Origin of the sequence: Rudanella lutea DSM 19387, assembly GCF_000383955.1 — a bacterium.
Classification (GTDB): Bacteria; Bacteroidota; Bacteroidia; order Cytophagales; family Spirosomataceae; genus Rudanella; species Rudanella lutea.
Genome location: NZ_KB913013.1, coordinates 303,869 through 327,882, shown reverse-complemented (window position 1 = coordinate 327,882; position 24,014 = coordinate 303,869). Strand labels below are relative to the sequence as shown.

Below are 24,014 nucleotides of genomic sequence, written 5' to 3'. Positions count from 1 at the left end.
GTCATTTGCTCAAAAATCGGGTAGTTCTATGGACAAATAAGCCAACTTAACGTTAGTCATATATCCGGTTGTTCCGGAGTTACTCACTACGTTATGGTTGGCTTTTATCGTTTTGTACTATTTCTGGTTTTTACAGCTTCGCTTGCCCGTGGGCAGGACCGATGGGGGGTAGGAATTGGCAGTGGTGTACAAAACGTGCGGCAACCCTTTCGCAACGAACCTAAGGCCCCGATGGCCGCTCCCGTGAGTGTGTCGCTTGGCCGGGTATTCATGCTCGAAAAGCCGAGCATTGCTCTCTGGTTTTATGGTCGGGCGGAGGGTACTAACCAGAATCAGGCGTTTGGGGTAGGCTACCGGGTTTACTCGGCCAATGGGTTTGGCGAACGGGGAAGCCTGAAGCCATTTATCGATTTATTTCTGAGCACCCCTTACGTAAAAGACCGTGTAGGGCCACCCGAGCGTGAGCGTTCGAGCGGCACATTTTTGAGCACGGGGCTGGCTTATTTTCTGGGCGATAACCACTCCATTGAGCTTAGCATGGGCTTGTACACTACCCGGCAGTTTCAGGACCGGGGCTTTGCGGTGCAGCCTTCCATTGGGTATGCGTTCATTCCGAACCCAAATCCGCCCCTGCGGTCGCCCAAAGCGCGCCGATACCGCAACCCTGCCCGGTGCCCGAAGTTGTTTTAAATAAATAATGGGTAATGGAGAATGGGCAATGTGTAATGGATAATGTAGAATTGTGATAGCTTGACTCTTAGCCGGTTCAATAATTATCCATTCTACATTGTTCATTATCCATTTTACATTATTCATTCTACATTATCCATTATCTATTATCTATTCTTTCCCAACAAACGAGACTATTGTCTGAGCCAGGCCCGGCATTAGTGGGCGGTTGGGTTCGCTGTACGTTTTGATGTTGGCAGCCCGGTCGGTGGGTCCCTCTTTCAAAATGTGGCTCATGCCGGGTACCAGCTCGTATCGGGCGTCGGGACGGGCCGCACGCAGCCGTTCGGCTTCGCTCACAGCCACCTGAACATCGCGGTCGCCCTGGATAATCAGCACTGGCCCTTTGTACCGGGTGATCTCTACGGCTGGGTCGTATTGCATCCACGACCGCAAAAACGGTTGGTTCATCGGACCAAACCCCATCATGAGCAGCGACATAGGCACCACACTGACCGGCCGGTTCATCCGCAGGGTGTCGAGCATCAGGCCCGCAGCGGGTCGATCACCCGCCGGTACTGCTGTTTCAAATTGCGCTTTGAGCACATCGGCAATGTTTCGGCCCGCCCCGGCCAGCGAAATAAACCCAGCCGCCCCCAATTGACGGGCGGCCAGCATACCCACCAGCGACCCTTCGCTATGCCCGGCTACGTACACCCGGCTAAATCGGCTATCAGCCTGTAGCAGTCGGGCAAAACCGACGGCATCAGCCACGTACGAATCAAACAGAATAGCCTCGGGTTTAATCAGTTTCAAGGCCGTTTTGACGTTTGCACCGCTAAACCGTTTGTCGTACCGCAGCATTGCCACCCCGCGTTGGGCAAGGCTATCCGCCAGCAACCTGTACGCGTTGGATTGCAAGGCCGGTCCGCTATTGCCATTTCGGTCGGTAGGGCCCGAGCCCGCAATCAGCAGCACCACCGGTACCGGGCCGGCGCTACCAGCGGGTAGGGTCAGCGTCCCTTCGAGCACGAGCCCTTCGGCGGTAGTCAGCGAAACTGGCTCTGAAGCCTGCGCTTTTACCTTACTTGAGTCGGATGTAACCGGCCCAATCAGACTACCCATTAACAGGAAAAATAAAGCGAAGAATTTCATAGAGATGTGTCGGTTGGATTGATTACAGGAGGCCGGCGCGCCGTTTTTCGTTACGATACGCCCAGTACGAATACACCAGGGGAACCACCGCCAGCACGACGGCTATGGTCCCAACAATCGGCATCTGCCACGGCTTGGGTACCAACAGCAACAGAATGGCACCAGTCACGCCCCCTCCTACCCACAGTCGACCCGCCATTTGGTGCGTTTTACGCCAAACGGTTTCGCTAAACAACGTCCAGGGCGTTCGGATACCGACAAAAAAATTGGGCTTTACCGTAGTCATGTAGTTGCCGATAGCTGCTACTAAAACCATGACAATGAACATGATCGGCGAACTATCTTCGGCTAAACCGGCCTGCGTAGATGCGTATAACGTCCAGCCCATCAGCCCTGACAGGAAGAAGCTGACTACCAGCCGGAGCCGGTGGTAGTTACCCGATTGTTCATTTGAGAACACGCCAGCCCCCGGCATATATCGGGTAAGGGCATAGACAAATACCTGAATGCCCCCCATCAACAGTAGGAACGTAGCTTTGGGCATTGTATCGTCGGGCTTACCATTCATACCATAGTGCGATACCAGCCGGGGCGGCAACTGATCCCAAACGAATGCCGCATAGATAAACGGAGTCACAATGGCGATCCAAATCATTACATCGGTGGTGTTAATCTTTTTCATGGTTTTGGGGGGTTTGAACACCGGTTTCTGCGGACGAGCCGCCCAGCCCTACTGAGTCTGGGCGCGAGAGGCCCGGTTGACCCAAACTGAGTAACCAACCCAGCAACTCATCGAGTACCGATGTATTGAGTGAATAATAAATGAACTGCCCCTGCCGGGTCGACTCAACCAGCCCGGCCTGCCGCAGCAGATCAAGATGGTGCGAAATACTCGGTTTAGTCATGGCAAACCGATCGGCAATCTCACCGGCTGTCAGGTCGCCCCCGCGTAGCATGTCCAGCATTTGCCGACGGGTTGGGTCGTTCAGGGCTTTGAATAAGGTGTTCAATGTAAAGCCGATTAAACAGTTAGACAATTATCTAATTATTTAAGATTCTAATCAAATGCCCGCATGTTGGGCGGCTATAGTGTCTGATGAACGGTAAAGACAAACCATTATGGCACAAAAAAAGGCACAACAACCTGCTGTGCCTGTGCTGGATTCCGTAGCGGCCCCTACTTCATCTTGAGCATAAACGTACCATTGGTGAGCACAATCTGATCGGTTTTGTCACCCCGGCGGTAGCCATTGCCTTCGGGGTCGATACCCGAATCGTAGCCCGATGCCTTGGTAATCACTTTATCCTCCATTTTATTCATCAAACGACCCACACCGCCAAACACCGTAGCCCCGGCTTTCTCTTTCCAGTAGCTACCGGCCAAATTACCACTAAACGTAGCCGTAAGGGATCCATCGGCTCCTTTTTTCACAGTGATAACTTCGTCGTTATTCTGCGATTTGCCCACATGATACTCCATGCGGGGTGCCCGTGTTTCTTCTACATATTTGATCGCGGCCAAACCGGTGTATTTACCCATGCTTTCTACCTTCTGCCGGTTTTCGCGGGTGTCGGGTCGGTCGGCATCAACCACAAGATAGGTTCCTTCCTGCAACTGATCAACGTTGGTGTTGCCACCCAGCCAGATCCGTAAGGAGCGGTCGGGCTTGTCGGTATTCGCTGTGATCCACCACACGTTGCCAATCATGACCCGCCGGGGTGCGGTTTTGTACTCTTTGCCGTCGATTTGCACCGAGAGCGTATTGTTGTTTTCTATCTGAGCCAGGGCAACCGTTGCCGATGCGAGCCAAATGAGTAAAGCGGATAGGAGTTTCATCGTGTTCAAGCGTGTTGTTTTGTGTATCAAACCTATCGAAAATAGACACCCCCTGTCTGAATGGTTTAGCATTCGGTATTTCAATTGTATTTGACCGATGCTCTACAACCGGCTCTATCCCCTTTTTGCGCATCTTTGCAGCCTATTTGCTCACACAGGAAATGCCTATTACACCCATCAATCGCACTCGTCAGGCCGAGTTTCAGCAACTCATCGACCAGAAAACCAAGCCTCTTGGGGCATTGGGGCAACTCGAACGCCTGGCCCTGCAACTCGCCCTCATTCAGCAAACGCCCACCCCTACCCTCACCCATCCGCACCTGCTCGTATTTGCGGGCGACCACGGCCTGACGGCCGAGGGCGTCAGTGCGTACCCCTCAGCCGTGACCTATCAGATGGTACACAACTTTCTGAATGGCGGGGCAGCCGTGAACGTTTTTTGCCAGACCAACGGGCTTCAGCTTGTGGTATGCGATGTGGGTGTGAACGGCACTTTTGCCGAAAACGCACCCGGTTTTGTGAAATACAAAGTGGCACCCGGTACGCGCAATATGCGCTATGAACCCGCCATGACGCTCGACGAATGCGAAGCCGCTATGGATGCAGGTCGGATTCTGGTAGATGGGCTCGTGTACCGCGACTGCACGGTAGTGGGTTTTGGTGAAATGGGGATTGGCAATACGTCGTCGGCCAGTTTGCTCATGCAACGGCTCACGGGCCTGCCGCTCGACCAATGCGTGGGGCGCGGTACTGGCCTCAATGATTCGGCCCTGGCTCACAAGCTTCAGGTGCTACAGGCGGTGTCGGATCGGCACGCTGAAGTGGGCCACTCGCCAATCGAGCTGCTGGCTACACTCGGCGGGTTTGAGATTGCGGCCATCGTGGGTGGTATGCTCCGGGCGGCCGAAAACCAGATGGTGATTCTGGTGGATGGGTTCATTGCCACGGCGGCCCTGCTCGTGGCGCAGGCTATCGACCCGGCGGTTGTAGACTATTGCGTATTCTGCCACGAGTCGAACGAAGCGGGGCATCACCTCATGCTGGGGCACCTCAATGCCGAACCGCTGCTGAGCCTCGGAATGCGGCTGGGCGAAGGGTCAGGTTGTGCGCTGGCATACCCGTTGCTGAAAAGTGCAGCTGCCATGCTCTCCGACATGGCCTCGTTTGCCTCGGCGGGCGTATCCGGGAAAGAATAACTTTCCTCTCAGTACTGATATGAGATGTTGGACACCAGACGTTAAACTTCTCTGCAGAAGGGTAGTGGGTCTAACGTCTGGTATCTGAAGTCCGAATGGCCAGCACTGAAAACTTTCCTCCCCTGCCAGTGTACGCACGGAAGCCCAAACCGGGGGCCATATGTTCGCTACGAATGGCCCCCGGTTTGGTTAATCCTTGACAGCCACCACCTCGACCTCAATCATCACGTCTTTATCTACCTGTTGCGGCACGTTTTTAATGTCGGAAATAGTGGGCAGATTCGCTTTATTCTCAGAGAAATACCTATTCGCCAATCCTCTGACTACCTGTTGGTTATCACTGTTAGATTTTTCATCCGAATTGGTAATTCGATACGAAATCTGGCGGATATTGTTTGGACCCATCCCAACGGTGCGGAGGGTCTGGGTGAGGTTCACAAAAATGAGCGCCAATTGCGCATTGAGGTTGCCCCGGCTCACTACCTGCCCCTGATCATCTACGGGCCGTTGGCCACAAATGTAGATTTTCCGGTTCGGCACCGTGGTTTCAACCGGGTACAGGTACGTAGGCAGCAGTTTGGCGGTGGGCGTACTTTGGGCATGACCCATAAGCCCCGAGAGGCTCAGCACCCCCACCATCAGCCAGCGGTTCAGGCAGTGTTTCATTCCAGATCAGAGGGTAATGGCTTCGTCTTTTTCTTCAAAAAAGAGGTAATTCAGATAGTCGCAATAAGGTTTCAGCAACTGGCAGGCCTGCGTTATTTCGTCAACAAAGCCCGGTTTTAGTACGTCTTTATCTGTGTACCGGTGCATAAAAAACAGTTGCTTACGCCGGAGCAGATGAATATGCGGATGGTCGGCGGTGTAGCCTTTTGGGGCCGTTTTCATGGTCTCTCCCCAGATTTCGGGAAAGTACGACCGAAACGGCTGAGCCTCGATAATATCCGTCAGCGACTCCACATTGTAGTCGATCTCCTGCCGGAATTTGGCCAGATGTTCGGGGGTGGGCTGCCACATACCCGCACCGATAAACGACTCATTGCCGGGCTGAATATGGATGTAATAATCAATCCGCCCCGAATGCCGCCCGCCCGGCCCGATAGCCGCAGCCAGATTAAGTTTATAAGGGGCTTTATCTTTTGAAAAACGGATGTCGCGGTTGATTCGGAAGATACAGTCTTTTGCGTCGGTGTTTGGAAGGGGCTCAAACCCAGATACATTTTGCAATACCTGATGGACAAACGTGACAAATTCGGCCTTTGCAGCGTCATAGCGTTTGCGGTTGAGCTGAAACCATTCGCGGTTGTTATTCTGAGCCAGGTCACGCATGAACTGGAGCGTGGGTGCCGTCAAAACGGCCTTGGTTACGGTTTTAGCAGCCATGATAGTCAAAGTTACTCTATTTTTTGTGACCCGACCACGCCTAGTATACATTTAACCCGTTTCATATAAGCCATACGGGCGAAAATCGGCTGCCTCGGTGAAATCTGTGCTCCTATCCATTAGTTTTACGGCATGAAGGGAAGTTGGTGCGTGTGGTTGTCGGCTTGTTTGGTGAGTATCTGTCCTCTGTTTGGGGGCGCAGAACGGGGGCTTTTTTCTTCTTCCAAGCCTACCCGTACCGACTCGCTCAAGAGTCCCGCGCCCGTACGGGTAGCGGCCTCAGCACCCACCCGCAAAGATCCGGTACCGGGCCAAAACAACACGGCGATACTGTTCAGCAAAGCTGGCAAACAGGCGCAGGCACTTGGCCTGCTCACCAAAGCTGGTCAGACACGCCCTTCCGACACGCTGACCTATAACCGGGCGTTAGTACTACTCAAACTCAAACGCTTCGACGAAGCAGCGGCCGCCCTCCAGAAAGCCAACACCTTTGCACACGCACAACTCAACCTCGGCGGTCTGCAATGCCGACAGGGCGACTGGGCAGGCGGTCTGAAAACGTTGCAGGCAGCCCCGGCCACCCGGGAGTGGGCCGACGAAAAGGCCGTAAACATCGCCCTGGCGCAATATCAGTTAGGTCAATTCAAGGAAGCCGAACGTACGCTATCGGGCGCAGCAGGGTCTACGGCCCAGCTGCTTCGCGCTGATCTGGCTCTGGTACAGGGCTTTTATGCCGACGCCCTGAAAGCCTACAAAGCGTTGGAAAACGACGAGACCTACGGACCCGTTATGCCTGTCCGGATGGGCAATGCCTTGCTGGGAATGCGTAAATTCGATGATGCGGTCGCCTTATTTGAGCAGTACCTGACGGGCAACGACCGCTCGGCGCACGGGGCCGCCCGGCTGGGCATGGCCAACGCCCGCTACGGGCAGCGCGAGTTTGGTCGGGCAGCCGCGGAGTACCGGGCCGCCCTGCAGCTCATGCCCCAGTCGACGGCAGCCCGCACCGGACTGGCCAATGCACTGGCCAGCAACCGTGACTACCGCAGTGCACGGGTCCAGTACGAAACGGTACTTCGGCAAGACCCCGCCAGCCTGAACGCCCGCATGGGGCTGGGCGTGGTGGCCTTCCGGCAAGGGAACCTACCTGAGTCAATGGGGCATCTGCGGCAGATTACGGCCCGGCTCGACCCGACAAACCCCGACCATGCCGACGCTTATCTGCATCAGGGACTGGCTTCGCTCAGTATCAGCCGGTTCGATACGGCCCGGCGTGCCCTTGAAATTGTGTCCCGGCTGCGCCCCGGCGACCCATCGGCTTTCTCGGGCCTGAGCGAAGTGTACCGGCGGCAGGATTTATACGGGCAGGCCCTCGAAATGCTACAACAGGCTATCAACAAAACGGCCGAACACCATTGGCCGGGCGCTCAGCCGCCCCCGGAGCTTTCGGCCAAAACCCGTGCCCGGATGCAGGCCAACCGGGGCAGTTTGCTCCTGAAACTGAACCTGATGGATCAGGCGTATCCGGTGTTTCGCGAGGCTCTGAAAGATGATCCATCCAACCTCAACGCCCTCAACGGGGTGGCTGTGAGTCTGCTGGAAATGGATCAGCTCGACAAAGCGCATGGCCTTTATGACAGCCTGATTAACCGGGGCCACCGCCGGGCATTTTTGCTCAATAACCGGGGGATTGTTCGCTCATACATGGCTCTACAGCTCGACAAGAAAAAACAGATCGAGGAAGCCCGAAAGTATTACGCTCTGGCCCGGCAGGACTACGAAAAAGCCCAGCAAATGGACACCTCGCGCCGGTTTTACCAGAATAATCTGGGGAATGTGCTGAAGAACCTGAACCTCTACGATGAGGCCGTGAAGAGTTATCAGGCCTATATGAGCCGCAGTGCCATCAATAACATGGGCGTGCTGTACGCTGCCAACCGAAAACCCGATTTTTCGCGCTACTACCTCAATCTGGCTATCGAGCTCGACTCCAACAACCTCATTTACCAGTACAACCGGGTGAAATTGTACCGGACTTTCTACCCCGACTCGCTTAACCGCAAACCGAACCTTCTGGCGGCCGAACGACGGTTGCCCACGCAGTCGATCAGTGCCAAGTACAGTCGGGATGGCTACATCAATATCTACCTGTACGATTACGATTTCGATGTGTACGACTACCCGCCTGACCATCGGTTTCCGTTGGCCATGGAGCCGCCCCGCCCACCCGACCTGTTGGCCATTGACGATTTTGTGACCATGCCCGAACCGGCCGACCCCGCGCCGACGACGGCTACCGTAGCCCCATCGGCCGTGAAGCCAGGTCCGGCAACAGCTCCCGAAATAAGTACCCCGCCGGTAGCTACGCGCCCCGCCGTGGCGGGCACACCCGCCAAACGAAGTCGGATGCCCAAACCAGCCCGGCCCCGCCGAAGCACCCGCTGGGGCAGCACGCGTTGCCCGACGTTCTGACATCGGCCCTAAACCCCTCATTTTATTGCCAAAATCGGGCTTTACATACCTATACCTATAACCGGGCAGGCACCATTGCTTTTTTAGCTAATTTCGGGCCTGTTTTGGCAACGCATTTCATCCTCCAACATTACTGCATGCGCTATTTTTTACCCTTTTTTTTTAGTCTTGCTGTTCTGAACGCCCCTGCACAGACAGCAGACAGTACCCGCCGGTCAATTGACCTCGACGAGGTGCGGGTAGTAGCGCAAAAGTTTCAGACCAAAGGCCCCGTTCCGTTTCAAACCGAGACCATAACCGGGAGTCAGATTGCCCAACGCAACCCCATGAATTCGGCCGATTTGTTGCAGCAAACCGGTAACGTATTTGTGCAGAAGAGTCAGGGCGGAGGAGGTAGCCCCGTATTGCGCGGCTTTGAAGCAAGCCGGGTCCTGATTGTGGTTGATGGGGTTCGGATGAACAACGCCATTTACCGGGCCGGGCATTTACAGAACGTGTTGCGAATTGACCCTTCAATGCTCGAACGGGCTGAAGTCCTGTTTGGCCCGTCGTCGCTTATCTACGGCAGCGATGCCCTGGGCGGGGTCATGTACTTTCAGAGCCGCAACCCAGAGCTCTCGGGCGCAAAAAACTGGCTTGTCAAGCCCTCAGCTTATATCCGATACGGCTCCGCCACCGGCGAACGGACGGCGCATGCTGATGTAAGCCTCGGCAACCGCCGGCTTGGTTTTCTGACGAGCGTGACCTACGGATCATTTGGTGATATTGTTCAGGGTAACCGACGCCGGGACGCTTACCCCGACTTTGGTAAGCGCTTTATGTACGTGGAGCGCCACAATAATGAAGATGTACCGGTAAAAAACGCCAACCCAAATAAGCAGATCGGGTCAGCGTACCAACAGCTCGATATCCTGCAAAAAGTTTTGTTTAAGCCCTCAGAGGGCGTTCAGCATACGCTCAACGTACAGTATTCGACCACAGGCGATGTTCCTCGTTACGACCGGCTTACTGAAATGGCCTCGGGTCGGCTTCGGTTTGCAGAATGGTACTACGGCCCTGAAAAACGCCTGTTGACGTCGTACAACCTGACCCTCTCGCGGCCAACGCGCCTGTACGACCGGGCCATGCTGACGGCAGCTTTCCAGCACATTGAAGAGAGCCGTATCAGTCGTCGACTGGGCGCAGCAGCCCGGAATGAGCAACTGGAGCGAGTCGGCGTTTGGTCGGTGAATGCCGATTTACAGAAACAGGCCGGTCGGCATCTGATCCAGTACGGACTGGAACTTACGCACAACGGCGTACACTCCAACGCCCAGACAGTCAACGCCTTAACGGGGGCTCCTGGCCCATTCAACACCCGCTATCCCGATGGAGGTAGTACCCTTCAGACCCTCGGCCTGTACGTGAGCGATGCGGTTTCACTCAGCAAAGCCCTGACCCTGAACGGAGGTATCCGGTACGGCTGGTCGCAGTTAGAAGCTCAATTTACCGACAAAACGTTCTTCCCGTTCCCGTTTAATAGCATCCGGCAGCGGCCGGCAGCCCTCACAGGTAACCTTAGTTTGCTGTACCGCCCTACCGACCGGACGCGCGTGTCCCTCCTGGGGTCTACGGGTTTCCGCGCGCCCAACGTCGACGATCTGACCAAAGTATTCGATTCGCGGGCGGGCGTTCTCGTTGTGCCGAACCCCGGTATCAAGCCAGAATACACGTACAACGGAGAGCTTTCGGTTTCGCAGTGGCTGGGCAATCGGCTGCGGCTCGACGCTACGTATTACTACACCCTGTTTACCAATGCCATTGTCGTGGATGCGTTTAGCCTGAATGGCCAAACGAGTGTGCTCTATGGCGGGCAGATGAGCTCCGTACTGGCCGCTCAAAACAAACGGCAGGCTGTCATTCAGGGCTGGAACGTGGCGGCTCAACTCCGTCTGACCAACCAGCTCACGCTGAGCAGTACGCTCAACGGCACGCAGGGACGGATCAAAGACGCTAAAAAGACCCCACTCGACCACATTCCGCCGACCTTTGGCCGAACTGCCCTGACCTATCAGAATGGACGGGTGCAGGCTGAAGTCTGGGCTCTTTATAACGGATGGAAGCGAATTGCAGACTACAACCCGGAAGGAGAAGATAACGCCCAATATGCCACCCCCGACGGTATGCCGGCCTGGACGACACTGAACGTACGGGGCTCGTTTAAAGCAGGGCCTTACCTGACGGTACAGGCCGCGTTAGAAAATATTCTGGATAGAAATTATCGCTACTTCGCCAGCGGAATCAGCGCCCCCGGCCGCAACCTAACCCTAACAGTTCGAAGCGCATTCTGAGCAACTTACAACCACTGACTGGCCAGGTTTCGGGTTAGCTCAACCAGCTTATTGTATTCGCTTGGCTTTGAGATAAAGGCATTGGCTCCGTGCTGGATAGCCTGCTGCCGATCGGTTACACTGATCGACGTGGTCAGGATAACAATAGGAATGTGCACCTCGGGGAGTGCCAATCGCACAGCCTTCAGCGTTTCGAAACCACCCATGCGTGCCATATTGAGGTCAAGCAAAACCAGTTTTGGCAAATGGGTCGTTGTGTTCAGCTGTGGCAGCAACTGATCGCCATCATCGATCGTGTGCACCTTCACATCCGGGTTGGTCTGTTTGAAGGCCGCTTTTACAAGCAGTTGATCGTCGCTGTCATCATCAACTAACCAGACCCAAGGGTTGGCTTTCATGGAAAAGGTGGTTAAAATAGTATACGTTACAGGTCGGTACGAGAAAAAAAGCCCCCGAATTCAGGTGTCAACGAGGTCATCCTATTTTTACACAACGTGGAATAGCCCGGTTTTCATCTTACGAAAAACTAAAAATCTCATTAAAAAAGCACGGTGCCGTGTATCAGGTGCGTAGTACGTAACCCATCCCGACAACGGTATGAATGAGCGGGCTCGGAAAGGTCTTGTCGATCTTTCGACGCAGGAGATTGATATACACTTCCACTGCATTTGTCGACGACTCGGCTTTCTGGTTCAGCACGTGCTCGGCAATGTCGAATTTTGAAACCACCTGCCCCGTGTGCTCCATGAGGTACTGCAGCATCTGAAATTCACGAGAGGTCAGGCTGATTGGCATACCCGCCCGCGAAACGGTCTTGTGCGTCACATCCAGTTCCAGGTCCCCCACCCGAATCAGGGGATTACTACTGCCGCTATTCGTGCCGCGCCGATGCAGCGAGCGTAACCGCGCCAGCAACTCCCGAAACACAAACGGCTTCACGAGGTAATCGTCGGCGCCAGCCTCAAATCCGCTTACTTTATCATCCGTACGATCCAGGGCCGTCAGCACCAGCACGGGAGTATTGTTACTTTCTGCCCGAAGCCGCCGAATCAGTTCTATACCATTGAGTTTGGGGAGGTTCACGTCGATTACCAGTACATCGTACGGGTTCGACCGGGCCAACTCATGCCCAGCCAGTCCGTCCGTCGCTACGTCGACCTGAAACGACTGTTCGACCAGGCCCTTACGCACAAAACGGGCCAACTTAGGCTCATCTTCAACCAGCAAAATACGCATAACCTATTCCGGTTTTAGGGCAAAAACGCGGTTTTTAGGTAAAATAGCGGCTTATTATCGGTTTGTCAGATGAAAACACGGTTAAAGCTATTCAACCGGCTTATCCATCCTTACGACTTACCGGTTTGGCTATACAGTAGTTTTATACGTTATCCTCCATGTCTGTCTTACACGCCATCAACCGCCTGAACGCCCACCGGCGACTCCTGCTTAGTCTGGGCGTAGCCGGGCTGACGGCTTTGGCCCTGCCCTACGCCCTCGACCCGGCCACGCGCGTAATTGCGGTATGGCTAGCCTATTCGCTCAGCTACCTGATCCTTTGCTGGATTACCCTGACAACCGCTCACCCCCGGCATCTGAACACCCTCACCCGGACGCAGGATCTGGGCCGTACAGTATCGTTTCTGTTTGTTATTCTGGCTTCGTTCTCCAGTCTGTTTGCCATCGTTCTCTTGTTCCGGTCCGGAACCGACGGGCGGGGCAGCCATCAGCAGCTGCATATTCTCCTCTCGGCTATGGTGGTAGTTTGTTCATGGATGCTGGTCCATACCGTTTTTACCCTGCATTACGCCCGGCTCTATTATGAGGGACACACAAAAGCCGGGTCTACCCCTAAAAAACTGGACTTTCCGGGCGACGATGAGCCCGATTATCTCGACTTCGCCTATTTCTCGTTCGTAATCGGCATGACGAGTCAGGTTTCCGACGTGGCAATACAATCAAAAGCCATGCGTCGGCTCGCGCTTCTGCATGGCTTTCTGGCATTCTTCTTCAACACGAGCATTATTGCCCTGAGCATCAACACCGTATCGAATATTATTGGCGGGCTGGCTAAATAGCCAAATGTCCAGGCAAGTGTTAAGCTCCCTCGCCGAGCAACAGCGCCCGTAGTTCGGTGGCTTCTTGCGGCTGCATCCGCCCGGCCAGCACCAGCCGTAACTGCCGACGGCGTAAGGCACTGTCGAAACGGGCTTTTTCCTCGTCCGATTCGGGAACAACAGCAGGCACCTCGATAGGCCGGCCATTCTGGTCGACTGCTACAAACGTGTAGTAAGCGCTGTTGGTGCTCACCCGCACTCCGGCCGGAATATCCTCGGCCCACACTTCGATAAACACCTCCATCGACGAGTTGAAAGCCCGGGTCACCTGCGCTTTCATGGTCACAATGTTACCCAGCCGAATAGGTTCCGAAAACGAAACATTATCGACAGAGGCCGTCACCACAGTACGGTTGGAATGCTTTTGTGCCGCAATAGCCGCGGCAATATCCATGAAGTGAAGCAGTCGGCCGCCCATCAGGTTGTTGAGCGTATTGGTGTCATTAGGAAGCACCATCTCCGTCATGATGGTGTGTGAGTCGCGGGCGAGTTTTGGTTTTAGCATACAAAAGAAAAAGTCATCGGGCCTGTGTTGCCTGTCGTTCATAGCCGTTCATCGCGTGACAAACCTAAACTACGCAGACAAGCAACGACAACCCGATGACCCGAATAAAATGAAGTGTCAGTTAAGCGCGGGCGGGACGGAGAACCGTAAACCGCTGCTGCAACAGGTAATATCCGCCGAAGAGGGCACCGCTAAAAAACAGATCACCCAGCACGCCGTTCAGGAAAAATGATTGGCCGTCGTAAAAGGCAAGGCCAGCCGCGTAGCAGCCCATCAGGCCAGCCAGGGTTTGCGGATAAAACGTGCTACCGTACCAAACGGCAAAGTTGGTGATGAGAAAAAACAGGGTAGACGATGCCAACGCAGCACCCGCTACCCGACCGGCTGTAGGCCGACGCAGGGCCAGCGCTCCGATGAGCCAGGTCAGGCCGAAACTAATGTAAACCGCCCCCATGCTTCCGTGAAAACCCAGAATGGCGTCGCTCAGGAGCATAGCTCCGAACGGCGCAACCAGACCCAGCCACTTCCGATCGAAGGTGGCCGCCCCAAACAGAGCCAGTGCGGCTACGGGCGTAAAGTTGGGCCAATGCGGTACTAAACGAAACAGGGCCGTAGCCAGCACGATGGTGAGCAGTGTGGTCAGGCGGATGGTTAAAGCATTCATTCGATTGGAAGCCATAAAATAACGGTCAGCGGTTAATGTATTGAATAGTAAAGTGTTGACCGTTTGTGGTTAGTTTGGTGAGCGAACCGTAGTCGAGGTGAATCCGGTAGGCGTTTTGCAAAGATAAATCCAGAAACAGACACAGCAAAGCTCGAATCACCCCGCCATGCGTGATAATGTAGGCCGAACCGGTGTTTTCGGCCGCCAACGGGCTTATTTTTTCCTGCCAAAAGGCCGTAACGCGTTCAAACAATGCCCCGAATGACTCGCCATTGGGCGGGCCTACGTTGACGTAATCGGCCATCCAGGGATCGAGTGATGACCGGGGAATATCGGCCCAGGGCACCATTTCCCAATCGCCAAAATGGAGTTCTTTGAGCCGGTCGTCAAACTGCACCTGTTGCAGATCAACGTCGGCCGAGGTTGCCAGATCGTTGGCCAGCAACCGGCACCGGCTCAGGGGACTACTAAACAGGTAAGCCGGTGTCTCGGTGGGCAGATGGGGCAGAATCCGGTCCCGTTGCTCCTCATAATTAACTGCCAGCTCGACGTCACTCTGCCCATAGCTAACCGACCGCCCTACGGCTACTTCGGTATGCCGAATCAAGTAAATTTCCATGTGTGGGGTTGAAATTTGTTTCAGACACTAACCCAGAGCAGCGACACAAACGACAGGTACACAACTACTTCGGCCAATTGCTGTGTAGCGCCGAGGCAATCGCCGGTATAGCCACCAAGCCATTTCCCGAAAAACGACGCCAGCCGCCAGCGTACAAGCCATAACGGGATGAGGAAGGTCAGGTAAATCCAGAGACCCGTGTACACCGACAACACCAGCAGGGGCAGGAGGCCAAACAGGGCAGCAATGGCCAGTTGACCGTCGGTAATGCCTTTGGCAATAGGTTTTACTTTGCTCGTTTCGTCGAGCCGGGCGTAGGGTAAAGCCCGCATCATGGAGGTGGCCAGTAAGCGGCTCAGGCTATGCGCAGCTACGTATTTGAGGGCTACGGCCACGCCAAAGGCTTCGACCGTCAGCATGGTTTTGAGGGCAAAGAACTTGACCGCCAGCAGCAACCCCAGCCCCACGGCCCCGAACGTACCGAGCCGGCTGTCTTTCATGATGGTCAGAATCTGCTCAGCTGACCAGCCTCCGCCGAAGCCATCGCACACATCCGCAAAACCATCTTCGTGAAAAGCCCCAGTGACCCAGACGGTAGCAATCATGCTGAACAGAACCGCCAACTCGGGCGGAAACAGCACGGTACCAATCCAGTACACCCCTACCCCAATTAGGCCAACAATCCAGCCGATGAGCGGAAAAAAAATGGTCGATCGGTTCAGCAAGTCTTCCGAATGGTCGATGCCCTTAGGCACCGGCAAGCGGGTATAAAACATCAGGGCGGTAAAAAGTAGCTTCATAGTGGGTAGTTTGACCGTACGGTTAACGGTCAAACTACCCATAGGGTTCAGCCCGAACGATGGCCTGCCTCACGAAGCCAGCAGCGGTTCACGCTCCCCCAACCACAAAAAAACTGTCAGACAGGCAAATACAGACTAAACGTGCTCCCCTCCCCCGGCCGACTACTTGCGGTAATAGCTCCACCATGATTACTGGCTACTTTCTGACAGATGGCCAGCCCAATACCGGTTCCCGAAAACTGATTGCGCCCGTGCAGGCGTTGAAAAACCTGAAAAATGCGGTCAACATACTTTTCATCGAAGCCGATCCCGTTGTCCTTTACGTCGATTCGGTGGAATGCCGACGCACGGCGCACGGGCTTCACCGCAGGCGGCAAATCGGCGGCTTCTATCCGTGCCTCGCGTACCCAAATTTCCGGTGCCGTGCCGGGCGCCTGAAACTTAAGCGCGTTAGCAATCAGGTTCTGAAAAAGTTGCCGCAACTGCGACCAGTCGCCGGGAACGGTGGGCAACGGCTCAATGTGCACCCGTGCGCCCGTTTCATGAATCGTCACTTCCAGATCGGCCAGCACATCCTGTAAAATATGGGCCAGGGAAACGGGGGATACGGCCTCTTGCCGGGTCGAAATGCGGGAGAAGCTGAGCAAGTCCCGAATCAGTGTCGACATCCGGCTCGCAGCGGCTTGCATCCGGTTGAGGTGCTCACTCCCCTCGCCCAGTTGATCGGCGTACTGTTTCTGAATCAGATCCCCGAACGACTGGATTTTGCGCAGGGGTTCCTGCAAATCGTGCGAGGCCACATAAGCAAACTGCTGCAGGTTTTCGTTGGAGCGTTGCAGGTCGTACACCGATGCCTGCAACTCAGCCGTACGCTGCTGCACCTGCAGGTCGAGCTCGGCCGAAAGCTGCCGGTATCGCGCTTCGCTACCCGCCAGTGCCTGACTCGCCAGCACCAGCTCGGTAACCTCGGTACATATTTCGAGTACGCCCGTACGGGTGTTTCCTTCGTAGTAGGGCGTCAGCAGCAGGTTGAAGTACCCCGTTTCCAATTGACCATGTCGGTGTACGGGTATAGGCACCGCCCAACCCTGATCGGGCACACCGGTTTGAAACACCTGCAGGCAACGGTCCACAAACGACTGCCCTGCCAGTTCGGGAAGGGCTTCCAACAGGGGCTTGCCGAGTACGCCGTCCTCGCGCTGCACCAGTTCGAGCATAGCCTGGTTGATGAGCTCTACCACCATCTTTTCACCTTTCACCAGCAGCATGGCTACCGGTGCGTGTTCGACCAGATTCCGCAATTGGGTTTCGCTCTGTCGGCGCGACTGGTTGAGGGCAATCTGCACCCGGACTTTAGTCAACAGCTCCTGGGCCGAAAACGGCTTAACGAGATAATCGTCGGCACCGGCTTCCAGCCCGTCGATCCGAGCTTCCTGCCCCGCCCGCGCCGACAGAAAAATAAGCGGAATTTGAGCCGTTGCGGGGTTCTGGCGCAGGTTTTGGAGCAGGGCTTTACCGTCCATTACGGGCATCATGATGTCGCTCAGAATCAGCTGAGGTTCAAACGTTTTCAGTTGTTCGAGCGCATCGACTCCGTTTACGGCAGTCTGCACCTCAAACGAGGGCTGGAGCAACCGGGTCAGGTAGCCCCGCATATCAGGGTTATCGTCGACAACCAGGACGTGGATTTTGGGTGCGGTTGCATCCTGCTCACCTAAATCAGCTGGTAAAGGCGTTTCGCCCAGCATCGTGCCAGCCTCTTTCAGAAACGATTCAGCCAGGGGGCTCAAGCCATTGGCGCGTACTTCTTCTACAACCTGCACAGTCGGCAGATGCGCTTTGCCAAGCGGCAATCGAACGGTAAACGTACTGCCTTCGCCTTCGACACTGGTTACGGCGATTGTGCCCCCGTGCATCTGCACCAGCTCATGCACCAGCGACAACCCGATACCACTACCCTCGTAGGTACGCCCACCGGCCTGCTCTACCCGGTGAAATCGTTCAAACATGTGCGGAAGCTCGTGCGCCGGTATCCCAATACCCGTGTCGGATACCCGAAGTATGGCTTCAGTTCCTTCTGCCGTCAGGGTTACCTCAATTTCCCCTTCCAGCGTGTATTTGAAGGCATTGGACAAGAGGTTCAAGACTATTTTCTCCCACATTTCGGCATCGGCATACACCACCGAGGGCAGGGGCTGACAATCGACGGTGTACTTTAAACCCGCCCGCTCAATGAGTGAGCGGAAGCTACTGGCCAGATCAACCGTTAGCCCAACCAGATCAACCGGCCGGTAGGTAGCCCGCGTACGCCCGGCTTCAGTGCGGCTAAAATCAAGTAGATTATTAACCAGTTTGAGTAGCCGAAGCGCATTCCGATGCGTGGTTTCGATGGGTTCTTTCACGTCTGACGCCTGTACATCAGTTCGTTGTAAAAGCTCCTCCAATGGACCCAGCATGAGCGTGAGGGGCGTCCGAAACTCGTGGCTTACATTGCTGAAAAAGGCCGTCTTGGCCCGGTCGATGGCCGCCAGGGCTTCGGCCCGTTTCTGCTCCTCCTGATAGGCATATACATTCGAGAAGGCCGTACTAATCGTGTTGGCCAACAGGGCGTAAAACGTGAGGTACTCGGGGTCGAGCGCCCGGCGTGGGCTCACTCCAGCCACCAGAAAGCCCACCGGCTCCGAACGGGTTGAAAGGAGAATGGGTAACCGTACGGCCGTATGGGGCGCTTCGGGATAGGGGCCAGCCTCCAACGGGGCCAGTTTATCCGACAAATCTTCTATTACCAGCGTGTTGGATAAATCAGACAGCCAGTCGGTTTCGGCTACGTTCAGCTCCAACAGATGTGTGGGTATCGGGTACTGCTGAGATAACCCGAATGTATTTACTAAACGGCCACAGGTAGCGTCTTCGTCAAACTCGTAGAAGAGCAAAAAAGGGAGGTCGAGAGCAAAATCGGCGTCGGCCGTGGCCAGGTTTTCATAAATGGCCTCTTTCGTTTTGGCTTGCCCGGTCAAGGCAGCTACATCGCGTAGCACCTGCGTACGGCGGGCGCTGAGCATCTTATCGGTGGTTTCGGTGATGGGGTGAAAAATACCACCAACCTGCCCCGACTCGTCGCGGATGGGCGCAAACGAAAAGGTCATAAAAGCCTCTTCCAGATAACCGTAGCGATCCAGAAACATCCGCTGATCTTTGATGTACGTTCCCTCGCCCTCTTGCCCACGCGTAAAGGCGTCGCCCACAACGGGCAAGGCGGTTTCCCAGCAGATTCGAAAGTTTTGCCCCATAGATTCGGGGTGTTTAGCTCCGCAGATCGGCCGGTAACTATCGTTATAAATCTGGATTGTTTCAGGCCCCCAGGCAATCAGAATGGGAAAGGTAGAGGATAAACATAGGCTAACGGATGTGCGTAAACTTTGTGGCCAGGTGTCGACGGGTCCAAGAGCGGTTTTTGACCAATCCATCGACCGAATCAAGGCACCCATTTCACCACCGCCCGCCAAAAAATGATTCGACGTTTCGGCTCCTGTCATGATGGAATTAGGCAATATGAAGCTCAATATGGGGTTACGTGCGCCAGTAGCGTTAAGATATGTCAGGCTGCAAGTTTTCATGCCTTGCTACCTCGCCTTGCTGACACGTTTGATTTAGAACAAAATACGGCACAGGCCCGAAAAAGTTTTTCTATGCCCCGCTAACCTTACTTACTGGTCTCCTTACTCTCTATCTAACCTGATTTTTGGCAGTCCTACCCTCAGTACGTAACACAAAACATGAGGCATCCCGAATTTTCAACATCTTGATGGTTCAGGCCCACGTTCCCCCAGGATGCCCCGTTAGAGGCCTAATATCTGTAGCTAACGGGGAAAATGATCCAAATAGCCGAGCCCCAAAGGGGCGTAACTCGAATTAAGTTACGCCCCTTCGGGGCTCGGGTTCTCTTGGGAGACGTCTTTTCTACCAACATCGGGCCCCTTACGGGGCGTTGGGTTGGGTCGAGGCCTAGACTACCCTAAAATTCGGGATGACTCATGCATGTTTATTTGGGAGGAGCACCAATTACAGCCCCAGAACCTTCTTGTTAAAAGCCTCATCGGCACCCGTACCGGCGAAGTCGTCGAAAGCACGTTCCGTAACCCGGATAATGTGGCTTTCGATGAAGGGCGCGCCTTCGGCGGCTCCCTGCTCAGGGTGCTTCAGGGCACACTCCCACTCCAACACCGCCCAGCCGTCGTAGTCGTACTGCGCCAGTTTGGAGAAAATACCGCCGAAATCAACCTGACCGTCGCCGAGCGAACGGAACCGACCGGCCCGCTCAACCCAGCCCTGGAAGCCACCGTACACACCTTGCTTGCCCGTTGGGTTAAACTCGGCATCTTTCACGTGGTATGCGTAGATACGCTCGTGGTAGAAATCGATAAACTGCAGATAGTCGAGGCACTGCAACACAAAGTGGCTCGGGTCGTAGTTGATACCGGCCCGGGGGTGGTTGTTCAGCTTTTCGAGGAACATTTCAAACGTGACACCATCGTGCACGTCTTCGCCGGGGTGCAGTTCGTACCCGACGTTCACACCTGCTTCGTCGAACGCATCCAGGATTGGTTTCCAACGATTGGCGAGTTCGGTGAAGCCCGTTTCAACCAGGCCTGCCGGGCGCTGCGGCCACGGGTACATAAACGGCCACAACAGGGCCCCCGTAAACGAAACGTGTGAGGTGAGCCCCAGATTTTGGCTCGCCTTGGCCGCCATCATCAGCTGATTCACGGCCCACGCCTGTTGATCTTTCGGCTTACCCGCCAGTTCGGCCGGCCCGAATCCATCGAACATGGCTGCGTACGATGGGTGAACGGCTACCAACTGCCCTTGCAGGTGGGTCGATAGTTCGGTGATTTCGACGCCAATATCGGCGAGTTTGCCTTTCAGCTCGTCGCAATACGTTTTGCTTTCCGAAGCCTGCTTCAGGTCAATTACCCGTGGGTCCCAGGTCGGAAGCTGAATGCCCTTGTAGCCGAGGTCGGCCATATAACGGGCGATGGTATCGAGAGAGTTAAAAGGGGCTGTATCTCCGAGAAATTGTGCCAGAAAAACACCTGGCCCTTTCATTGTTTTCATGATGTAAAGAGTGAAAGAGTGAAAGAGTGAAAGAGTGCCGGTTGAGCGCTCTTCCGCACGTTCACTCTCTCTGTTTTGTTGCTGTTTTACGTGATTTGGACAAGATTTTGAGGATTTGATAGCCCTCGTCGAGAAGGCCTGCTAATCGAGACGATGCTACCAAATTGGCATCCACCAGTGTTTCGAGCCAAAAGAGTGATTCATCGAGTTCTTCAATAACGACACTCAATTTTGCATAATACTCTTTCTCGCTGCGCCCACGCCGGACGGCACGAAAATTAGCAGTAGCCGAGGACGATGAACGAATTAGCTGCCGACTGAAGTGTTGTGCTTCATACGCAGTCGGCAATGCCCGGCAAACCGACAGACAACGGAGCATAAATTTCTTCAATCGCCCTTGAATATCGTCCAAAAACTCACTTTTAGAATGGCCTGAATAGTCAACAATATACTCCTCAACAGACCAATCCATATTCGTTTCGTCTTTGTCGTCGGTTGTCATAACTCGCTCATTCACTCTTTCGCTCTTTCACCTTTACACCTCCACCCACGCCTGCTTACGGCTGCTTTCCAGAATCCGCTCGCAGATGAGTAGTTCGCGGTAGCCGTCTTCAAATGTTGGGTACGTGGGGTTCTCAGGTTGCTTACCGGCTTCGATAGCTGCGTACACTTCCTTGAACATCTGCTTCGACGTATCCGGAAAACCCTCATTGTGCCCGCCGGGGAAGCTGATCACCGAGCGCGTTTCGGCATGTACGAGCGACGGGTCGTCGGTCATGGTTTGGTTGTAGCCGTCGCGGTTACCAATCCAGAGTTGGTTAGGCGATTCTGAATCAAAGGCAAACGTTTTCTTCGAGCCCGAAATCTCGATTTTCAGCTGGTTCTTCCGGCCAGCCGACACCTGCGACACCGTGACAACACCCCGATTGCCGTTGTCGAAACGAAGCAATACGTTGGCATGGTCTTCGGTATTGATGGGTACATCGGCGTAATCTTCCGGCTGCAGCATCTTACCCGAATAGGTCTCAACGGCCTTCAGCGGCTTCTTACGGGTTTTGTGGATAGTATTGAAGTCGGCCATGACGGCGGTGGTCTTCACGCCGGTCACGTACTCCAGAATATCCATCAAGTGCGAGCCAATGTCGGCAATCGCCCGCGAATCACCCGACTTATCGGGCTCAAGACGCCAGTTGTAGTCGGTTTCGTAAAAGAGCCAGTCCTGCAGGTACGAGCCAATAATGCTGTACACCTCGCCCAGTTCGCCTTTTTCGCGCATCACCTTCATCTGACGCACCAGCGGGTAGTACCGCAGGTTGAAGTGAACAGCATTGACCAGACCGGTTTGCTTCGCCAGAGCGACAAGTTCCTCGGCTTCGGCCAGATCCTTGGCTAAGGGTTTTTCGCAGATCACGTGCTTACCCGCCAGCAGAGCCGCTTTCGACTGACTGTAGTGCAGGAAGTTGGGCGTACAGATATGCACAGCCTGAATGTCGTCCTGCTTGAGCAGCTCATCGAATGTATAGGCGCGGGGAATACCCAGTTGAGCGGCTTTCGATTCGGCCAGCTCCTGCGTCACTTCGCAGAGGGCAACGACTTCAACATTGGGTAACCGACGGAGTGCTTCAATGTGAGCGGGGCCGATAAACCCGGTACCAACAACACCAACTTGGATTTTTTGCATGTATGTATTTAGATTATCAAAAGAGTGAATGAGTGAAAGAGCGAAAGAGTGAAAGGGATTTTCAGACATCGCTCTTTCACTCTTTCACTCTTTCACTCTTTAAACTTCGTCCACTTTTCATTAGAGCTGTTCGATGCCAGTACCGTATCAATAAACGCCAGGCCACGAACGCCATCGTACACCGACGGGAAATCGTACAGCGGATCGGGCTGCTGACCGTTCATGTGTGCCTTTACGGCAAAGGCAAAATTGCGGTAAATATTGGCAAATGCTTCGAAGAATCCTTCGGGGTGGCCCGATGGCATCCGGCCGTGTGCTTTGGCTGCTGCGCTCAGATCACCTACGGCCGGGCGCAACAGTCGGTGGCCTTCCTGCGATTTGTAGTGCAGGGTGTTGGGCTCCATCTGATGCCACTCCAGACCGCCGAGTTCGCCGTACACGTAGATTTTCAGGGCGTTCTCTTCGCCATTTGAAATCTGACTGGCATGCAGTACGCCTTTGGCTCCGCCCTCAAACCGGAGCAGAACGTTGCCGTCGTCATCGAGCAAACGACCCGGGACAAACGTGCTCAGGTCAGCGCATAATTCTTCAATTTTCAGACCCGTTACGTATTCAGCCAAATTCTCGGCATGCGTGCCAATGTCGCCCATACAGCCGGCCGCGCCCGATTTGGTCGGGTCGGTACGCCAAATCGCCTGCTTGTAATTGTTGCCTTCTTCGTACTTCGATAGCCAGCCCTGCGGGTACTCGACCACCACTTTCCGGATTTTCCCCAACTTACCGTTACGGACAATATCGCGGGCCTCTTTAATCATCGGATAGCCCGTGTAGTTGTGCGTCAGGCCGAAGACCAATCCGCTTTTCTCCACAATGCCAACCAGCTCTTTGGCCTCCTCCAGGTTCAGCGTCATGGGCTTGTCGCAAATAACGTGGAACCCATTTTCGAGGGCCATTTTGGCCGGTGGGAAGTGCATATGGTTAGGCGTCACGATGCTGACAAAGTCCATACGCTCGCCTTCGGGCAGTTCTTTTTCGCGGAGAATCATCTCCTCGAAGCTTTCATAAACACGATTATCGGGCAGGTACAGGGCCTTTCCGGTTGCTTTCGATTTTTCGGGTGATTGGCTAAAAACACCACAAACCAACTCAATTTCATTATCAAATGTGGCGGCCCGACGGTGAACAGCTCCTATGAATGCATCGAGGCTACCCCCGATCTGACCCATGCGCAATTTGCGATGCATATACTTGCTACTGTTTAAGTTGATGCTGTGAAACGTAATCACTACGGTAGTAAAGTGGCCGAAGGAACCGCTTTACCCGTTGCACAGTGCGATAATTTTTACGGCCGGAAATTAGCGTAAATCCATTTTTTTCTAAAATTTTGGCCAAAAAGAACGGTGTAGCGGGTAATCCTGCCCTATCCCCTACTTTTTTGGATGATCTTTCTTTAACTCCAGTCTAAACCCCCTAA

Annotated in this window: 22 protein-coding genes; 5 read left to right on the top strand and 17 right to left on the bottom strand. The window is 54.5% G+C overall.

The genetic code is table 11. The features are described 5' to 3' along the window. Positions 1 to 93: 93 nt before the first annotated feature. Positions 94 to 690, top strand: a complete 597-nt coding sequence (locus tag RUDLU_RS0101565; RefSeq protein WP_019986584.1) for a hypothetical protein — start codon at positions 94 to 96, stop codon at positions 688 to 690. A gap of 150 nt (positions 691 to 840) precedes the next feature. Here RUDLU_RS0101565 and RUDLU_RS0101560 read toward each other — a convergent pair whose 3' ends face one another. From RUDLU_RS0101560 to RUDLU_RS0101545, 4 genes are all read right to left on the bottom strand, one after another. Next, positions 841 to 1,824: an alpha/beta hydrolase family protein gene (locus RUDLU_RS0101560; protein WP_019986583.1), complete on the bottom strand. Its 984-nt coding sequence runs from the start codon at positions 1,822 to 1,824 to the stop codon at positions 841 to 843. A 22-nt stretch (positions 1,825 to 1,846) separates the two neighbouring features. After that, a complete protein-coding gene (locus tag RUDLU_RS0101555; protein ID WP_019986582.1) occupies positions 1,847 to 2,506 on the bottom strand; it encodes an SdpI family protein in 660 nt (219 codons plus the stop codon). After that, positions 2,493 to 2,834, bottom strand: coding sequence for an autorepressor SdpR family transcription factor (locus RUDLU_RS0101550; RefSeq protein WP_019986581.1), 342 nt, complete (start codon positions 2,832 to 2,834; stop codon positions 2,493 to 2,495). Before RUDLU_RS0101550 ends, RUDLU_RS0101555 begins: the two co-directional genes overlap by 14 nt. 167 nt (positions 2,835 to 3,001) lie before the next feature. Next, positions 3,002 to 3,661 (bottom strand): hypothetical protein, encoded by a 660-nt coding sequence (locus RUDLU_RS0101545; protein WP_019986580.1) that lies wholly within the window; start codon positions 3,659 to 3,661, stop codon positions 3,002 to 3,004. A 125-nt stretch (positions 3,662 to 3,786) separates the two neighbouring features. Here RUDLU_RS0101545 and cobT point away from each other — a divergent pair, with 125 nt between their 5' ends. Further along, entirely contained in the window at positions 3,787 to 4,857 is a 1,071-nt protein-coding gene (gene cobT / locus RUDLU_RS0101540) for a nicotinate-nucleotide--dimethylbenzimidazole phosphoribosyltransferase (protein ID WP_019986579.1), read from the top strand. A gap of 189 nt (positions 4,858 to 5,046) precedes the next feature. Here cobT and RUDLU_RS0101535 read toward each other — a convergent pair whose 3' ends face one another. Continuing rightward, positions 5,047 to 5,523 carry a Rid family hydrolase gene (locus RUDLU_RS0101535; protein ID WP_019986578.1) on the bottom strand — a complete coding sequence of 159 codons (477 nt, stop codon included), beginning with the start codon at positions 5,521 to 5,523 and terminating at the stop codon, positions 5,047 to 5,049. 6 nt (positions 5,524 to 5,529) lie between these two features. Further along, complete coding sequence (locus RUDLU_RS0101530; RefSeq protein ID WP_019986577.1) at positions 5,530 to 6,240, bottom strand: DUF2461 domain-containing protein; 711 nt, start codon at positions 6,238 to 6,240, stop codon at positions 5,530 to 5,532. A 132-nt stretch (positions 6,241 to 6,372) separates the two neighbouring features. On the opposite strand from RUDLU_RS0101530, the gene RUDLU_RS0101525 reads away from it, so the two are divergent. Together RUDLU_RS0101525 and RUDLU_RS0101520 are read left to right on the top strand one after the other, a co-directional pair. Then, on the top strand, positions 6,373 to 8,712 hold the full coding sequence (locus RUDLU_RS0101525) for a tetratricopeptide repeat protein (protein ID WP_019986576.1): 2,340 nt from the start codon (positions 6,373 to 6,375) through the stop codon (positions 8,710 to 8,712). Between the two features lie 137 nt (positions 8,713 to 8,849). Beyond that, positions 8,850 to 11,042: a TonB-dependent receptor plug domain-containing protein gene (locus RUDLU_RS0101520; RefSeq protein ID WP_044129272.1), complete on the top strand. Its 2,193-nt coding sequence runs from the start codon at positions 8,850 to 8,852 to the stop codon at positions 11,040 to 11,042. A gap of 5 nt (positions 11,043 to 11,047) precedes the next feature. Here the strand turns inward: RUDLU_RS0101520 and RUDLU_RS0101515 are convergent, their stop codons facing one another. Next, positions 11,048 to 11,440, bottom strand: a complete 393-nt coding sequence (locus RUDLU_RS0101515; protein WP_019986574.1) for a response regulator — start codon at positions 11,438 to 11,440, stop codon at positions 11,048 to 11,050. Positions 11,441 to 11,603: 163 nt separating this feature from the next. Beyond that, the gene (locus tag RUDLU_RS0101510) at positions 11,604 to 12,278 is read right to left on the bottom strand and encodes a response regulator transcription factor (RefSeq protein ID WP_019986573.1); all 675 of its coding nucleotides are present in this window, start codon (positions 12,276 to 12,278) and stop codon (positions 11,604 to 11,606) included. A 158-nt stretch (positions 12,279 to 12,436) separates the two neighbouring features. Between RUDLU_RS0101510 and RUDLU_RS0101505 the strand changes: the two genes are divergently transcribed. Continuing rightward, on the top strand, positions 12,437 to 13,117 hold the full coding sequence (locus RUDLU_RS0101505) for a DUF1345 domain-containing protein (RefSeq protein WP_019986572.1): 681 nt from the start codon (positions 12,437 to 12,439) through the stop codon (positions 13,115 to 13,117). 19 nt (positions 13,118 to 13,136) lie between these two features. On the opposite strand, the gene RUDLU_RS0101500 is transcribed toward RUDLU_RS0101505, so the two are convergent. The 9 genes from RUDLU_RS0101500 to RUDLU_RS0101460 all read right to left on the bottom strand — a co-directional run bounded on the left by RUDLU_RS0101500 (position 13,137) and on the right by RUDLU_RS0101460 (position 23,766). Beyond that, the gene (locus tag RUDLU_RS0101500) at positions 13,137 to 13,661 is read right to left on the bottom strand and encodes an acyl-CoA thioesterase (protein WP_027302663.1); all 525 of its coding nucleotides are present in this window, start codon (positions 13,659 to 13,661) and stop codon (positions 13,137 to 13,139) included. A 121-nt stretch (positions 13,662 to 13,782) separates the two neighbouring features. Next, positions 13,783 to 14,325 carry a DUF6580 family putative transport protein gene (locus RUDLU_RS0101495; RefSeq protein WP_019986570.1) on the bottom strand — a complete coding sequence of 181 codons (543 nt, stop codon included), beginning with the start codon at positions 14,323 to 14,325 and terminating at the stop codon, positions 13,783 to 13,785. 25 nt (positions 14,326 to 14,350) lie between these two features. After that, positions 14,351 to 14,944: an alpha-ribazole phosphatase gene (gene cobC, locus RUDLU_RS0101490; protein ID WP_019986569.1), complete on the bottom strand. Its 594-nt coding sequence runs from the start codon at positions 14,942 to 14,944 to the stop codon at positions 14,351 to 14,353. A 20-nt stretch (positions 14,945 to 14,964) separates the two neighbouring features. Further along, positions 14,965 to 15,744: an adenosylcobinamide-GDP ribazoletransferase gene (locus RUDLU_RS0101485; protein WP_027302661.1), complete on the bottom strand. Its 780-nt coding sequence runs from the start codon at positions 15,742 to 15,744 to the stop codon at positions 14,965 to 14,967. A gap of 116 nt (positions 15,745 to 15,860) precedes the next feature. Then, positions 15,861 to 19,280, bottom strand: a complete 3,420-nt coding sequence (locus tag RUDLU_RS0101480) for an ATP-binding protein (protein ID WP_044129271.1) — start codon at positions 19,278 to 19,280, stop codon at positions 15,861 to 15,863. Positions 19,281 to 19,806: 526 nt separating this feature from the next. After that, entirely contained in the window at positions 19,807 to 20,859 is a 1,053-nt protein-coding gene (locus RUDLU_RS0101475; RefSeq protein ID WP_027302659.1) for a sugar phosphate isomerase/epimerase family protein, read from the bottom strand. 61 nt (positions 20,860 to 20,920) lie between these two features. Then, positions 20,921 to 21,361, bottom strand: coding sequence for a four helix bundle protein (locus tag RUDLU_RS0101470; RefSeq protein ID WP_019986565.1), 441 nt, complete (start codon positions 21,359 to 21,361; stop codon positions 20,921 to 20,923). A gap of 33 nt (positions 21,362 to 21,394) precedes the next feature. Then, entirely contained in the window at positions 21,395 to 22,540 is a 1,146-nt protein-coding gene (locus RUDLU_RS0101465; protein WP_019986564.1) for a Gfo/Idh/MocA family protein, read from the bottom strand. Between the two features lie 92 nt (positions 22,541 to 22,632). Further along, positions 22,633 to 23,766: a Gfo/Idh/MocA family protein gene (locus RUDLU_RS0101460; RefSeq protein WP_019986563.1), complete on the bottom strand. Its 1,134-nt coding sequence runs from the start codon at positions 23,764 to 23,766 to the stop codon at positions 22,633 to 22,635. Positions 23,767 to 24,014: the final 248 nt, after the last annotated feature.